A 14853-nucleotide genomic window follows, 5' to 3' on the forward strand; every position below is an offset into this window, starting at 1 on the left:
CGCGATACGACACGCCGCCTTAGATGCCCATTTGGTCACTCGCGGTCGGCCTCGGTGCGTGGGCGCAGTAGCCGTCAGGGAACGAGCTTCGACCATCCGCCGAAGGCACCGGTGCCGGGCGGCTCCACCGCAAGCAGAGGTGACATGGCGGAAACTGCCCGGAAGTTGTCAACGACCGCCCAGCGCTGACGCGCGACGTCAGCGAGTACGTCTCGATGCAGCTCCGGCTCACGCGCCGACCAATCTGGCGCGTGAGCCACGAAGGACCGGCTGTTACGCACTGTCGTTCGATTGAAAAGCGTCGCATTGAGCGGTGGAGCATCGCGTCGCAGCGACAGATGAAGGCCCACCCGGGGAGAGAGCGGGACCGTGATCCGTCGACACCATGCCAGCCCCGCGAAGCCGTACAGGCTGGCACGCTCGGAGACCTCATTTGGACCAGCCCCAGTCGCGCCGGACGTGCAGACGAGTCGATCACCGATGACGAGCGAGTCTTTGGGGTATCGGACGACTCTCCATGTGAACTTGGCAAAGTGATTCGAGTACAACGCCCACCGCTCTGGGTTGTCGGCGCCGGTGCGGGTGTCGTTAGGTACGGCGGCGTACGCGATCGCGGCAACCATCGTGTCGCTCAATGCCTGCTCGAAGTCCCCACCGAGCGCCGCGATCTTCTCGGCTTCCTCCACGCGGATCTCGTTTTTGAACCGCTCGTGATGTTCGGGGTGACGGAAGAAGTGCAGCACCAAGAACCGTTCGAGCGTCGGACGAAGATCCGCCGGCACAACGTCGGAGTCAGAGTCGAGAAGAGCACGGATAGCAGCGCTGGCCTCGCCCTCGAGTGCCGCCATCCCGTCCTCGTAGAACGTCGGGTTCTTGTCCATACGGGAACTGACGGTGTGCGCGTTGTTTCGCGCGCCGATGTCGAGGGGGTGAGCGGTGTAGGACTTGCCAGCGTCGACGCGCTCGACACGAAGCTGGCCCTTCCCCTCGTTCGCGAAGTGGCGTAGCAGAAAAGCCGAGACGTAGTGATGCTTTTTGGAACCGGTCACGAGGACTCCGCTGGCAGCGGAAGGGTGACGTCGACGGCGCGCAACTCCGTCACGCTCGCGCGCTCCACCGCGCGGTAGACGGTCGAGCGAGTCACTTTGAATTGCTGGGCGAGCTCCGCGACGGTGTAGTTGCCCGAGCGGTACTCCGCGACCAGGTGCGCCTCAATCTTCGGGGAGAGCTTCGGCTGGCGGCCGCGCAGCTTCCCCTTGGCCTTCGCGATCTGCATCCCCTCGCGCGTGCGCGCGCGGATCAGGTCGCCCTCGAACTCCGCAATCATCGCGAGCACGTTGAACAGCAGCCGGCCCATCGGGTCGGTCGGGTCGTGGAGCGACCCGGCGATGTTCAACCGCACTCCCCTGCGCGTCAGCTCGTCCACGATGTCGCGGGCATCGGTGATCGAGCGCGCAAGGCGGTCGAGCTTCGTCACGAACAGGGTCGAGCCGGTGTCGCACGCGGCCAGGGCCTCGCGCAGCGCGGGCCGCTCGCGGTTCGATCCGGTGAGGCCGGCGTCGACGTAGATCCGGTCAGCCGGCACCCCCGCGGCGAGCAGCGCGTCACGCTGCGCCTGCGCGTCCTGCTTGTCCGTCGAGACGCGGGCGTATCCGATCAGCTCAGCCATCTGACCAGTATCCCGTTTGACGTCCCCCTACCGAACAATTCATCGGACGGGTCTATCGGGACATGTGGACTGCAGCGTTCCGTGGCGGTGTTCTGACATTGCTTCGTGTCGTCGGGGAGGCTCTAGGTGTTTGATCCTGAGCTGCGCGAACGCGATGCGTTTAGGAGCGGACGAGTCGCGCGATGGCGTCGGAGGCTTCTTGCAGCTTGGCCTTCGCATCGTCGCCGCCGGCGGCGGCGGCTTCGAGGACGCAGTGGTTGAGGTGGTCGTTCAGGAGGCCGAGTGCGACGGATTCGAGGGCGCTGGTCATCGCGGAGATCTGGGTGAGGATCTTGATGCAGTACTGCTCGTCTTCGACCATGTTCTGCAAGCCGCGGGCTTGTCCTTCGATGCGGCGCAGCCGGCGAAGGTACTGATCCTTGTCGGAGATGTAGCCGTGGGTACCAGCGGTGTCGTCGTGCTCGGTGGTCTGCTCGGTCACGGTGTCCTCGTCCCCCCGGTGCTGGTGCAGCTCGTCCGCTGCTGCGCGGGTCGGACGGGTACGGAGAGGGTTTTCAGCCGCTCCGGCTGCTTTCTGCATACTCTAGGGGGGTATGCCCGGACGTCTTCTTCTGTCGCCCGGCGAGGAGTGACGTGCGGTTTCGGAGGTGTGGTTCATGAGCGATGGCATCGTTTCTCGGCTGTCCACACCGCTGATCCGCGCGGTGGTCGTCGTACTGACGCTGGCGGCGCTGCTGCTGGGCGTGTTCGCGATGCACTCCATGACGGGCAGCCACTCCGACGCTGCACTCTCCGCGGGGCACACGCACGCGCAGACCGATGATCACGCCGACCCGGTGGCTGCGTCGACGGGCGGGATGGCTCTCGCGGCTGGCGCCGATCAGGGCGCGGTCGTGCCGATGGTGCCATGTGATGACAGTTGCGCGATGGGGTGCGCGCTGATGGCGGCGACGTGCGTCATCGTGTTCTTCCTCGCGTCCCTGATCCTCCTGGCGCGGGTTCCGGCGATGTTCGCGCGCGTGCTGGACGCGGGTCCGCGTCTTCTGCGGCTGGTGCCGCGCGCAAGGTTCCACGTGTATTTGCCGTCGTTGACGGTGTTGTCGATCAGTCGCACCTGATTCGCCTGTCGTCGCAGCGTCCGCTGCGACTTCATCACCGCGCCCGCAGGGCGTGGTTTCGGCGATTCTGCAACCGACTGAACGGATACGACACTCATGAACACCAAGCGCACTTTTCTCGCCTCGACTCTCGCTCTGGCGACCGCGATCACTCTCTCCGCCTGCTCGGACAGCTCCTCCGAGATGAGCGGCATGGAGGGGATGGGCGAGAGCAGCTCGTCCGCGTCTGCCGCCCCGTCCTCGTCCGCCGACGCGTCGGAGGCGGACTTCAACGACCAGGACGTGATGTTCGCGCAGATGATGAAGCCCCACCACGAGCAGGCGGTGGAGATGGCCGACATGATCCTCGCGAAGGACGGCATCAGCACTGAAGTGACCGACCTGGCGACGCAGATCAAGGAAGCGCAGGGGCCGGAGATCTCTCAGCTCGAGGAGTGGCTCACCGCGTGGGGGGCTGAGGATTCGATGTCGGGCATGGATCACAGCATGGACGGGATGATGTCCGACGAGGACATGTCTTCGCTGGAGGACGCGTCCGGCGCCGAGGCGGAGACGCTGTTCCTCGAGCAGATGACGATGCATCACGAGGGTGCTGTGGAGATGGCGCAGACCGAGGTCGATGAGGGCCAGAACACGGACGCGATCGAGATGGCGGAGATGATCGTGCAGACGCAGACGGAGGAGATCGCGACCATGCAGGACCTCCTCGCGTCCCGCTGACTCGCCCCTTCTCTAACGCCCCTTCCCCCTCTTCTTGGGCAGGCGCAGCGCTGCTGCGTCGCGCCCGGGCGCGTGCGATACCGCCGCGCCCCGGTGGGGGTCGCCGTACCTGGCGATCCCCACCCCTCTTCTTCTTCGCGTCCATCGAGGGCGCTCGAACCAGAAACGTTCCCCATGCACCACACCCCTCTTCACCCCCGTCCGCTTCGGTCGGGAGCTGCCCGGTGAGCGGCGCGTCGACGCCGACGAGCGACCCGCGCCGCCGTGACCTGCACCGCACCCGGACCCGCACCCGCGAGACGTCCCCGCGGCAGGCTGTGCTGACGCTCGGACGCCGGACGACGTACACGGCGCCCTCGCGGGCGGACGCTCACGCGTTGCAGCAGGCCGCCCGCGCCGCGGCCCGCCCGCGACCGCTCCCGCCCGGCACGGCCACGATGCGGCCGCGTCTGGCCGGGGTGTCCGCGATGACTCTCGTCACGATGATCGCGGTGACCTCCTCGATGCCCGCGTTCGCCGTGGAAGGCACCCCGACCACGACCATGACCCTGGCCGTCAGCGAGGTGCAGCCGCAGACGTTCGTCGCGGCCGGCGCGGTGCAGCTCACCGTCACCCGGGACGCGTTCGGCGCGGAAGCCAAACCCGAGGTGCTGGTGACCGCCGCCGTCGCCACGGAACTCGTGGACAACGCATCAGAAGACTCCGCCGCGTCCATCGAGGACAGCGGAATCGCGTCTGCCGCCTGGCGAGTGCCGGTCGCGGGCCGCATCTCGAGCACATTCGGTCCCCGCCCGGACGCTCCGGTCGCAGGGGTGAGCGCATTCCACAAGGGCACCGACCTCGCCGCCCCCTGCGGTACCCCCGTGGTCGCCGCGACCGGCGGCACCGTCGAGGAAGCCGGCTACGCCGGCAGCTACGGCAACTGGATCCTGCTGGAAAGCAGCGACGGCATCGAGACCGGCTACGCGCACAACAGCGACCTGCTCGTGGACGTGGGCGACACGGTCGCCGCCGGCGACCTCATCGCGCTCGTGGGCTCCACCGGCGCGTCCTCCGGCTGCCACCTGCACTTCGAGACCCGAGTCGATGGCAGCCCCGTGGACCCGGAAGGCTTCATGAGCGATCTGGGTGTCGGTCTTGGCTGAGCCGCGCACCACGCCCGCCCGCCGGGCGGGCGCTGCGGCGGTGCTCGTGTTCACCGTCACCGCATCCCTGTTCCTCAGCGCGCCGGCCTCGCAGGCAGCGGAGTACCCGAGTTGGGAGCAGGTGCAGAGCGCTCGCGCGAGCGAGGCGAGCACGCAAGCGCAGATCACCGAGTTGACCGGCCTGCTGCAAGGGTTGGAGGCGGAGGTCGCCGCGGCGCAGCGGGAGCAGCAGCAGCGCGGCGAAGCGTACGAGCGAGCTCAGGGCGCCTACGACCGGGCGAATCATCGCGCGGCGACGTTGCAGGAGCAGGCGGACGCCGCCACCGTCCGCGCGGACACGTCGCAGGTGCAGGCGGGCCGTCTCGCCGCGTCCCTGTCCCGCACCGCCGGCTCGAACCTCACCCTGTCGCTGCTGACCGGGAAGGACAGCAGCAGCCTCCTGAACCAGCTCTCGACGATGAGCAAACTGGCCGAGACGACGGACACGATCTACGCGACGGCGACCGCGGACGCGAACACCGCCCAATCGCTCACCGAGCAGGCGGACGTCGCGACAGCGGAGCTGGGCGAGCTGGCGAGCGCGTCGCAGAACGCGTTGGCCGACGCGATCGCGGCCAGCGACGCGGTGCAGCAGCGCCGCGACGAGCAGGCGGTGAACGCGGCGACGTTGCAGGCGCAGCTCAGCGTCCTCACCGAGGACCGCGAAGCGACCGAGGCCGACTATCAGCGCGGCGAGGACGCCCGGCGTGCAGCCGACGCGGCCGCGGCCGCGCAGGCCGCGCAAGCCGCCGCCGCCCGCGCCGCGCAAGCCGCGGCCACTGCCGTCCGCACAGCGCCCGCGCCCGTGTCCGGCGGAAGCGCCCCCGCCGCCCGCCCCGCCGCCCCTCCCGCAGGCGCAGGGGCGCCGGTGCCGTCAGGGTCGGGGTGGGTGAGGCCGGTGTCGGGGTGGATCAGTTCCGCGTTCGGGCCGCGCCCGAACAAGCCCGTCGCCGGAGTCGGATCCTTCCACTACGGCACCGACCTCGCGGCCGGCTGCGGAGTCCCCATCTCCGCCGCGTCCGCCGGGACCGTCGCCTACTCCGGGCCGCTGGGCTCCTACGGCAACTGGGTGCTCCTGGATCACGGGAATGGCATCCAGACCGGCTACGCCCACAACAGCACCAACCTCGTCTCCGTCGGGCAGAGCGTCACCGCCGGGCAGAGCATCGCCCTCGTGGGCTCCACCGGTGCGTCCTCCGGCTGCCACCTCCACTACGAGACCCGCATCAACGGCGCCCGCGTCGACCCCGAACCGTTCATGAGCGCCCGAGGAGTCACCCTTGGCTGAACACCCGCACCACCCTCGCCCTCTCGCCGTCATCGTCGGCGCCGCGGTGACGGTGGCGCTACTCACCGGCTGCGCTTCGTCAGAGCGTGTGGAGACGGGCGAGCTCGTGTCCACGCCGGACGAGCTGGAGCACGTGCACGGGCTGGGCTGGGACCCGGCGACCGGGCTCACCTACGCGGCCGCGCACTCGGGAGTGTGGGTGATCCCCACCGACACCCTCCCCAACACCTACCCCGCATCCGTTACGGCGGACGCTGCGGCGGACGCTGCGGCGGACGCGGCGGACGCGGGGCCGATCGGTGGGCGGGCGCAGGACACGATGGGGTTCACGATCACCCCGGAGGGCGTGTTCTACGCCTCCGGGCATCCCGACCCCGCCGACGATTCAGCGCCGGGTCCGAATCTGGGCCTGATCCGCAGCACCGACGCGGCCGCGACGTGGGAGCCGCTGTCCCTCAGCGGGGAGACGGACTTCCACGACCTCACGACCGTCGCCCTCACCGACACGGCCACCCGCGTTTACGGATACGACGCGACCGGCGGCGTCATCCTCCGAAGCGACGACTCCGGCGCCACCTGGATCCCGGCCGCACAGGTGCCGCTCCGGGATCTGAGCGCCGATCCGGAGCGCCCCGACCGGGTGTTCGCGACCACCGAAACCGGCGTGCAGGTCAGTGACGACGCGGCGGTCACGTTCCGGCCCGTCTCCGGCGCGCCCGCCCTGTTCCTCGTGGACAGCAGTGCCGGCGGGGAGCTGGTGGGCGTCGACGTGGACGGGATCCTGTGGACGGGGACTCTCGAGGGCTCCTGGCGAAGCCACGGGCAAGTCGAGGGGACGCCGGAGGCGTTCGCGCTCGTCGACGGCGAAGAACAGTGGGTCCTTGCCGCCGACGAGCGCGGAGTGGTCGCCAGCGGCGACTACGGGCGCACCTGGACGGTGCTGCGGCCCTCCTCGTGAGGGACCGGGCTGGTGCCGCGCTCGCGCGCGGCGCGAGTGCTCGCCTCGGGGGACAGGTCCAGGCGGCGCAGCAGTTGCGCGTTCACGGCGACGACGACCGTGGACGCCGACATCAGCAGCGCCCCGACCGACATGGGCAGTACGAACCCGATCGGGGCGAGCACTCCTGCGGCCAGCGGGACGGAGAGCAGGTTGTAGCCGGCCGCCCACCACAGGTTCTGCTTCATCTTGCGGTAGCTCGCCCGGGACAGTTCGATCACCGACAGCACCGACCGGGGATCATCCGACGCGAGGATCACACCGGCGGACGCGATCGCAACGTCGGTCCCGGCGCCGATCGCGATCCCCACATCAGCCTGCGCGAGCGCGGGAGCGTCGTTCACGCCGTCCCCGACCATCGCGACGCGGCGGCCCTCGTTCTGCAGCTCGATCACCTTCGCGGCCTTGTCCTCCGGCTTCACCCCGGCGAACACCCGATCGATGCCGAGCTCCTCGCCCACGCTGCGGGCGACGGCTTCGGCGTCGCCGGTGATCATGACCACCTGCACGCCGATCGCGTGCAGCGCGTCCACGGCCTGCCGGGATTCCTCCCGCACCTCATCCGCGAGCCCCAACGCCCCGATGACTCGGCCGTCGCGGAGCACGTGCAGGATGATCATCCCTTCCGCCTCCCACGCCCGCGTCTGCTCGAGCGCGGCCGCGTCGTGCGCGCGGAGCATCGACGGACCGCCCACACTGACCGGCCGCCCTTCCACGTGCGCGGTGACGCCGACCGCGGTCGACGCCTCGAACCCGGTCGCCGCCGGCACCCGCACGCCGCGGCTGTCCGCCGCGCTCACGATCGCCCGCGCCAGCGGGTGCTCACTGTCCGCCTCCACTGCCGCGGCGACCGCGAGCAGCTCCTCTTCGCGCACACCCTCGACGGTGTGCACGGCGGCGAGCGTCGGCTCACCCTTGGTCAGGGTGCCGGTCTTATCGAACAGGACCGTGGTCACCGTCCGCATGCTCTCCAACGCGAGACGGTCCTTCACGAGCACGCCGCCCTTCGCGGCGCGCTCGGTCGCGATGGACACCACCAGCGGGATCGCGAGCCCCAGCGCGTGCGGGCACGCGATCACCAGGACCGTGATCGTGCGGATGACCGCCTCATCGGGGCTGCCCAGCAGCGACCACACGATCGCGGTGATCACCCCGGCGCCCAACGCGAACCAGAACAGCCACGCCGCCGCGACATCCGCGATGCGCTGCGCCCGGGAGGACGAGTTCTGCGCCTCGGTGACCAGGCGCTGGATGCCGGCGAGAGCGGTGTCGTCCCCGACCGCCGTCACCTCCACCCGCAGGGCCGTGTCCGTGGCGACCGTGCCGGCGACGACCATCGACCCCGGCCCACGACTGACAGCCCGGGACTCCCCGGTGATCATCGACTCGTCCACATCAGCGGTGCCCTCGATCACTCGGCCATCCGCCGGGACCCGGCCTCCGGGCCGCACGATCACGACGTCGCCCTGCACCAGGTCCGCAGGAGACACCTTCTCCACGCCGCTCTCGCGCACCCGCTCCGCCTCATCCGGCAGCAGCGCCGCGAGCGAGTCCAGAGCCGAGGACGTCTGCGCGAGGGAGCGCATCTCGATCCAGTGCCCGAGCAGCATGATCACGATGAGCAGCGCGAGCTCCCACCAGAAATCGAGTTCGTGATCCAGCACACCCAGGCTGGCACCCCACGACGCGAGGAACGCAACCGTGATCGCCAACGCGATCAGCAGCATCATCCCCGGCGTCCTCGAGCGCAGCTCCGACACTCCACCTTGCAGGAACGGCCGCCCGCCCCACACATACATCACCGTGCCCAGCACGGGCGAGATCCACGCGACCCACGACGCCTCCGGCAGCGGATAGCCCAGGATCATCGCGAACATGCCACTGAAACCCACCACCGGCACCGCGAAGACCAACATGATCCAGAACAAACGCCGGAACTGGCCCACGTGATCACCATGACCGCCGTGACCCCCGTGACCTCCGTGGTCGTGGTGCTCTGCATGGCTGTCGTGCTCGCCGTGGCCCGGGTGACCGGCAGGGTCACCGTGCTCGCTGCTGACCGGATGCCCGGCGTGACCATCCGGAGCCGTGCTCACGGCCTGACCGTGCGAGGACCCGTGATCCCCCGGCATCGCGTGGCCGCTGTGCTCGGACGACGCCGGCACCGACTCCGCACCGTGATGCTCACCGTGCCCGCTCGAATGCCCCTCGTGCTTGACCATCGTGACTCCTTCCGGCCTGAACCGTCCTCACCGAACCGTATACCCCCCGGGGGTATCTGGACAACGGGTGTGACGGCTCATTCATTCCCAGAGCAGCGCACCTCTCAACACTCCCGCCCCGTGGATATCCACCGTCCGCGCACGCTCCCGCCGCCCCAGAACACGCCCCCGGAAACACTCGCCGCGACGCTGCACCTCGCGGATCCGGCCTGACCGACGACCTGCTCACCCACCGAACGGACCACGCTGATGCTCTTGGAACTCCTCACCCAACTCGCCACCACGCCGCCGTCCCCGGCGACCCCCACCCCCGCGCCGTTCAACGAGGACACCGTGACCCCGGGCCTCTTCGGCTTCCTGCTGACCTTCCTTGTCGCAGCCGCCGCCGTCCTGCTGTCCGTCGACATGATCCGGCGCGTCCGACGAACCACCTACCGGGAGATCGTGTCCCGGCAGCTCGACCTCGAAGAAGCGCAAGCGCAGCAGAAGAATGCCGACGAGCAGTAGCGGCACCCGTCCCGCCAGCCGCGGCATAGCGCGACGCTCTGGGCCGGTGCTTAGGCTGTGAGCATGACCGATTCCGACCCCACCGGCACGCCACCACCGCCGCGTCCTGTGTGGGTGAAGGTCTTCTCGCTCGTCGTCGCCGTACTGGGGATCATCTTCATCGCCGTACACCTGCTCACTGGTGGCGGAGCTCAGATGATGAACCACTGATGATGCTCGGCCCGCGAGCTCGCCGCGTCGCTCTCACCGTCCACGTGCTGGTGTCCGTGGGCTGGTTCGGTGCGGTGGGCGCGTTCCTCGCGATCGCGATCGTCGGAGCGACCAGCAGCGATCCCTTCACGGTCCGAAGCGCGTACCTGGCGCTAGATCCGCTGGGAACGTTCGTCATCATTCCGCTCGCCCTCGCATCCCTCGCCACCGGAATCCTGCAAGGCCTCGGAACGCACTGGGGTCTCGTGCGCCACTACTGGGTGGCGATCAAGCTGTGGCTGAGCGTCTTCGCGACCGCTGTCCTCCTGCTGCACACGCGCCTCATCGAGACGATGTCCCTCGCCGCCCGCCACGGGCTCATCCCCTCCACGCTCGAGGGAACCCGCACGCAACTGGTCGTCGCGACCGCCGGCGGCGCGATCGTCCTCGTGGTCATCACCGCCCTGTCCGTCCTCAAACCTCGCGGCCGCACCCGGATCGGGCTGAGAGCAACCCGAACGACGTGACCGGCGCCGAGTGCCGGCATGTCAGCGCCGAGACAATGAGGGGACGCGCGGGTGATCGCCGCCCGGGCGCAGCGCGATCCAGAGCCCGCACCGCCGGCACACGTATGCAGCGCCATTATTGAGTGCGTGAACCTGACGTCGACGCCTATCCCTCCCGCAGCAGGAGCAGGTGACGCAGAAATCAGGGTTCACGGGAAGCGATCGCTTCCACGAGCTGCTCCGTCGTCGGAAGACCCGCCAGCCCGTCCGGCGTGAAGTAGATCCGACAGGCGAGATCCGTGGTCCGCCCTGCCGAAGGGAACAGGTCTTCCCCGTCGAAGGTGATCGTCGGGGAACCCGCGAAGGCGACGTCGGCCGCATCCTCCGATGTCGCCAGCAGTCGGTAGGTGACAGGGACGTCGGAGTGGCCGGTGGTCGCCAGCGCCTCCTCCAGGCGAGGGCCGACGTCCTTCCAGTTCGGGCAGTCGTCGATGTGGAGAACCTCGATCATCATGCTCCGATCATCCTCCTGTCCTAACCCCTTCAGCCCGGCGACAGCGCTTCGCGAGCGCGTTCACTTGCTCTCCCGTGAACGAACGTCGACGTGACAACGAACGCCGGCAGCAGGTCATCGGCGAGTTGCGTCTCACGGACCGTGTTCGCGAGCTGTGTTCTGCAAGGCACGTTCGCGACACTCGTGATTGGCAATAGCGGTAGTGCAGCACCGACAAGAACTGAGTTTTTCTCTGATGATCTACCCTATGTCAGTTTGACGAGCCTCCACGTTGAGGTGACTCTCGGCGTCTACTGTTCACCACGCTCGGAGGGCGTCGTTGGTGGGCGTGCTGTCGTGTGGGTGGTCGTCGTTTGACGTCAACCAAGTCGGGAGCAAATCGATGATGGTGGTTGTGAGAGCAGTGTCGTCGAGGTCGCCAGGTTTCGTGATCCATCCGAGCAGGAGTCCGATCAGGCCGCCGGCGAAGAAGTCGCTGGCGGAGCGGACGAAGTCCTCGCTTTCTTCGGGTCGCTCGGCATGGATGCTCGCGCGGACACTCCGAGTGACGTCGTGTAGAAGTCGTTGCCGAAGGCGCTCGCTCGCGGGAGCTGATGAGGCGTAGACGAAGAAGGCCCGACGCTGCGCGAGAGCGCGCAGGAGCTCTCCGACGCCGATTGTGACCAGCGCGCGGCGGCCGAGAGTGGGATCACTTCGGCGAGATTCATCCCGTTGACCGGCGTCTTCGAAAACACGGTCAACGACGTGAACGACGATCTCTTCCACACCTCTCGGGAGAACCAGCCCCTACTCTTGGCTGTGCACGGCGGCTTCGTGCAGACGATCGCCTCCAGTGGCGCCGGTGAGGATGATCGCCGGAAGATCCTCAAGCTCGTCCTCGCGACACCCGCTCTACGCGCCGCGTGGCTGACAGCCGGGCGAGTCGCTCAGGACGACCTGTCCGAGATCATCCGCGGCCGACGACCCGATCTGTCGCCCATCGCCTGCGAAGCTCTTGCGGCAGCAACGGCCGCTACGCTCACGGTTGCTCTCGAGACGTGGGTGACGACCCCCGGCATCGATCTCGACGACGCCGCCGGAGAGGCGCTGTCCGTCCTTCGCGCGGCGCTCGACCGGGACTAACGCGCCAAGGTACCCGCAGATCTTGTCTAGCTCGCCGGGCTGCTCGATATCGAAAACGCTCCGAGCGCTTCGTTGGTCGTTATCAGCATGACGGTGACCGCGGCGTCGACGAACGCACCAAGACTGTCGGGCATACGATCGGGCGGGCTGATGGCCGAAATGACAGAACGACCGTGCCGGGCCGACCACAGAGCCGCAGCAGCTTCTGAAACGGGCGCGCCAGCCCGACCCACCTCGCCGAACGCCGCGCCGACAGCCAGGTGCGCGGGCACTGCTCTCGGTACCGACGAGTTCCTCACCCGCGCCCAGGACGCCTGAGTCCGCCGCGGGATCCAGGGCGTCGAGAAGCACCGTCGAGCGTCGACTCTGAAGGGGGGCACTGCGCGCGGCCACAACGTCGTTCCGTCCTCTGCGTTCCCAGTAACGTCGGGCGACCCTTCACTGGCGGGGAGAACGTCGAGCGTTCCGCGTCCGCCACCCCTTCACACGAGCTCCGCTCGATCAGTCATGAGGACGCCATGGAACGAACCGCCCTGCTCCCGATCGCGCTCACCGGATTCGTGCTCCTCTCAGGCCTCGTGGTCGTCGGACCTGTCGCGGCAACGGCCGCGTCCCCTCGCCCCGTCTCCTCTGCAGCGACGTCCGTACCGGCGGGCGGTCCCGATCGCGCCGAAGTCATCCCGGATCGGGTGGAGATCGCGCCGGACGCCGCGCCGACTTTGATCGAGCCTGAGGCCGACGCGACGTCGCGGCAGGCGGCGCTCGCCCTTGATGCGGACTTCGTGGACGTCGACATCCCCGCTCGAGCCGACATCCGCACGCACCAGGTGACCATCGCCCTCGTCGCACCGCAGGGGTCGACTCCTGGTGGCTTCACGACGGCGGACGCTGCGCGTTCGCTGGCGCTGGTGGACGACTTCTACGCACGGGAGACGGGCGATACCATCCGGTTCGAGCTCGAGCAGGTTATCGACTGGCAGGTCGTGGACGAGCCGATCGCGTGCACGGACACCGGCGGGCTGCACGATTGGGTCAGTCGGAGGACGGGCTGGCAGCCGGCCCCGGCGCGGCATCTCGTCGTCATGGTCCCCTTCGGTGATCCCTGTCCGGGGTGGGCGAACGGCGCTCAGCCCAGTGATCCCGATGAGGGCGGACGCTCGTTCCAGCCCGGCCCGGACGCCTACTACCTGGTGCACGAACTCGGCCACAACCTCTCACTCCCCCACGCCTTCAGCGTGCAGTGCGCCATGAGCTGGGACTATCCCTCCACCCCGCTACCGCCCGGGTGCAGCCGCGAGGAGTACGGCAACTTGACCGAAATCATGGGCGGCGCCGGGGCGCTCCCTCCGCTGTCCGCTCCGTCGCTGGCGCGATTGGGCACCCTGGCGAACACCCGGCAGCCCGTGTGCGGAACGCCCCGCACCGGCGTGCTCGACGCCCTCGGAGCGGGACCGGGTGCCGCCCGGGCGCTCACCTGGACCGATCCGCAGGATGCATCGATCCGCTACTGGGTGCAGTACAACGATGCGGACGCCGTCGTCGGCGCCGGCCTCCTCGCAGGCGGTCTCTCCCGCTCGGGTGTGCAGGTATTCCGTTCCAACCCCGACCAGCCCTACGGCGGGGATCTGCTCGAGCGCCCTGGCGACGCGAGCGACGCGAACGAGTTCCTCCTCGCCGGCGAGACCGCCGCGCTGAACACCGGCATGGCGGTGCGGGTCGACGCCATCGATGATTCGGCGGACAAGGCGACAGTGACGGTGACCGTGCCCTGCACCGAGTACGTCGGCGACATCTCGGGCCTTGCGACGACGACCGCGAGCTACACCTCACCCTGGACCACCACCGCAGCCGCGATCGACGGCTCCACGAGCACCGCTTGGGGGACCTGGCCGACCGTCGGCGAGCAGTGGCTCGAGCTGGCGTGGCCGGTCGAGGCGACGATCGACAGCGCCACCGTTCGATTCGCGAGCGACACCCTCGACAGCCAGAACAGCGGGTTGATCCCGCCCCGCACCTGGCGGGTCGAGCACCTCGACGCCGCGACCGGGACCTGGGCGGCCGTGACGGACGCGTCCACGCCGGGCCGTGTCCGCGATGCCGCGAACACCGTGACCTTCCGCCCCGTGACCACGTCGCGCCTGCGCATCGTGTTCACCGCCTGGGGTGCGGGCGAGTATGGCGGCTCCACGGCCGTCGCCGAGGTTGGAGTGAACGGCGTCGCCGCGGCGGCCTCGCTGGTCGTGCGCGGCTCGGCGCAGCCGATACCCACCGGGACCACCCGTGATCTCCAGCAGGGCGTCACGGTGGTCGACAGAAAGGGTGCACAGCTCCCAGGCCGCACCGTGGACTTCCTTCTGACCGGTCCTGCCTCCTTCGCGGGCGGAGCGAAAAGCGTTTCGGTGCTCTCGAACGGAGCGGGATTCGCCGCCCTGCCCTCGGTGACCGCGGGGACGACGACGGGTGCGCTCGCGGTCACCGCTCAGACCACCGGCCTCGCACCGGTCGCGCTGCCGAGTGCGACCGTCGTGGCCGCCGCCTCCGTCACCGCGACCGCCTCCACCCGCCTCGTCTCCGGCAAGGTCGTGCTCTCCGTGACCGCGAAGAACACCGGCGCTCGACCCGCCGACATCACCGTCACGACGGCCTACGGCACCGCGAAATACCCGGCGGTTGCCCCCGGCGCATCGGTCACGAAGGCGTTCAGTACGCAGCGCACCTCCATCGCCGCCGGGACCGCGAGAGTCACGGCAGTGTCGGGTACCCAGAGCGCGACGGTCTCCGCCGCCTACGCGGCGAGATGATCCCGACTCTCGCGCC

Annotated in this window: 15 protein-coding genes; 10 read left to right on the forward strand and 5 right to left on the reverse strand. The window is 68.9% G+C overall.

Annotation, left to right across the window (positions count from 1 at the left end; translation table 11 throughout):
* Positions 1-74: 74 nt before the first annotated feature.
* The 3 genes from LRG51_RS19305 to LRG51_RS19315 all read right to left on the reverse strand — a co-directional run bounded on the left by LRG51_RS19305 (position 75) and on the right by LRG51_RS19315 (position 2150).
* Entirely contained in the window at positions 75-1049 is a 975-nt protein-coding gene (locus LRG51_RS19305; protein ID WP_230674258.1) for a DUF4238 domain-containing protein, read from the reverse strand.
* A complete protein-coding gene (locus LRG51_RS19310) occupies positions 1046-1669 on the reverse strand; it encodes a recombinase family protein (RefSeq protein ID WP_230674259.1) in 624 nt (207 codons plus the stop codon). Before LRG51_RS19310 ends, LRG51_RS19305 begins: the two co-directional genes overlap by 4 nt.
* Before the next feature lie 160 nt (positions 1670-1829).
* Positions 1830-2150 carry a metal-sensitive transcriptional regulator gene (locus LRG51_RS19315; protein WP_104233622.1) on the reverse strand — a complete coding sequence of 107 codons (321 nt, stop codon included), beginning with the start codon at positions 2148-2150 and terminating at the stop codon, positions 1830-1832.
* A gap of 175 nt (positions 2151-2325) precedes the next feature.
* Here LRG51_RS19315 and LRG51_RS19320 point away from each other — a divergent pair, with 175 nt between their 5' ends.
* The 5 genes from LRG51_RS19320 (at position 2326) to LRG51_RS19345 (ending at position 6937) form a co-directional block, all read left to right on the forward strand.
* On the forward strand, positions 2326-2787 hold the full coding sequence (locus LRG51_RS19320) for a hypothetical protein (protein ID WP_230674260.1): 462 nt from the start codon (positions 2326-2328) through the stop codon (positions 2785-2787).
* Positions 2788-2883: 96 nt separating this feature from the next.
* Positions 2884-3507 (forward strand): DUF305 domain-containing protein, encoded by a 624-nt coding sequence (locus tag LRG51_RS19325; RefSeq protein ID WP_230674261.1) that lies wholly within the window; start codon positions 2884-2886, stop codon positions 3505-3507.
* 467 nt (positions 3508-3974) lie between these two features.
* On the forward strand, positions 3975-4652 hold the full coding sequence (locus LRG51_RS19330; protein ID WP_230674262.1) for a M23 family metallopeptidase: 678 nt from the start codon (positions 3975-3977) through the stop codon (positions 4650-4652).
* A complete protein-coding gene (locus LRG51_RS19560; protein ID WP_268966628.1) occupies positions 4645-5979 on the forward strand; it encodes a M23 family metallopeptidase in 1335 nt (444 codons plus the stop codon). Before LRG51_RS19330 ends, LRG51_RS19560 begins: the two co-directional genes overlap by 8 nt.
* Positions 5972-6937, forward strand: a complete 966-nt coding sequence (locus LRG51_RS19345) for a F510_1955 family glycosylhydrolase (protein WP_230674265.1) — start codon at positions 5972-5974, stop codon at positions 6935-6937. Before LRG51_RS19560 ends, LRG51_RS19345 begins: the two co-directional genes overlap by 8 nt.
* Here the strand turns inward: LRG51_RS19345 and LRG51_RS19350 are convergent.
* Positions 6898-9108, reverse strand: a complete 2211-nt coding sequence (locus tag LRG51_RS19350) for a heavy metal translocating P-type ATPase (RefSeq protein WP_230674287.1) — start codon at positions 9106-9108, stop codon at positions 6898-6900. The two genes, LRG51_RS19345 and LRG51_RS19350, sit on opposite strands and share 40 nt — an antisense overlap.
* Positions 9109-9453: 345 nt before the next feature.
* Here LRG51_RS19350 and LRG51_RS19355 point away from each other — a divergent pair, with 345 nt between their 5' ends.
* The 3 genes from LRG51_RS19355 (at position 9454) to LRG51_RS19365 (ending at position 10421) form a co-directional block, all read left to right on the forward strand.
* Complete coding sequence (locus tag LRG51_RS19355; RefSeq protein ID WP_230674266.1) at positions 9454-9705, forward strand: hypothetical protein; 252 nt, start codon at positions 9454-9456, stop codon at positions 9703-9705.
* Positions 9706-9768: 63 nt separating this feature from the next.
* Complete coding sequence (locus tag LRG51_RS19360) at positions 9769-9915, forward strand: hypothetical protein (RefSeq protein WP_230674267.1); 147 nt, start codon at positions 9769-9771, stop codon at positions 9913-9915.
* Positions 9915-10421 carry a DUF2269 domain-containing protein gene (locus LRG51_RS19365; protein ID WP_230674268.1) on the forward strand — a complete coding sequence of 169 codons (507 nt, stop codon included), beginning with the start codon at positions 9915-9917 and terminating at the stop codon, positions 10419-10421. Before LRG51_RS19360 ends, LRG51_RS19365 begins: the two co-directional genes overlap by 1 nt.
* Positions 10422-10602: 181 nt before the next feature.
* Here LRG51_RS19365 and LRG51_RS19370 read toward each other — a convergent pair whose 3' ends face one another.
* Positions 10603-10914: a thioredoxin family protein gene (locus LRG51_RS19370; protein ID WP_230674269.1), complete on the reverse strand. Its 312-nt coding sequence runs from the start codon at positions 10912-10914 to the stop codon at positions 10603-10605.
* A 711-nt stretch (positions 10915-11625) separates the two neighbouring features.
* On the opposite strand from LRG51_RS19370, the gene LRG51_RS19375 reads away from it, so the two are divergent.
* Together LRG51_RS19375 and LRG51_RS19380 are read left to right on the forward strand one after the other, a co-directional pair.
* Positions 11626-12036 carry an acyl-CoA-like ligand-binding transcription factor gene (locus LRG51_RS19375; RefSeq protein WP_230674270.1) on the forward strand — a complete coding sequence of 137 codons (411 nt, stop codon included), beginning with the start codon at positions 11626-11628 and terminating at the stop codon, positions 12034-12036.
* Positions 12037-12554: 518 nt separating this feature from the next.
* A complete protein-coding gene (locus tag LRG51_RS19380) occupies positions 12555-14837 on the forward strand; it encodes a discoidin domain-containing protein (protein ID WP_230674271.1) in 2283 nt (760 codons plus the stop codon).
* The last annotated feature ends 16 nt before the right edge of the window (positions 14838-14853 follow it).

Origin of the sequence: Rathayibacter sp. Leaf248 (assembly GCF_920939495.1) — a bacterium.
In the GTDB taxonomy this organism is placed as follows: Bacteria; Actinomycetota; Actinomycetes; order Actinomycetales; family Microbacteriaceae; genus Rathayibacter; species Rathayibacter caricis.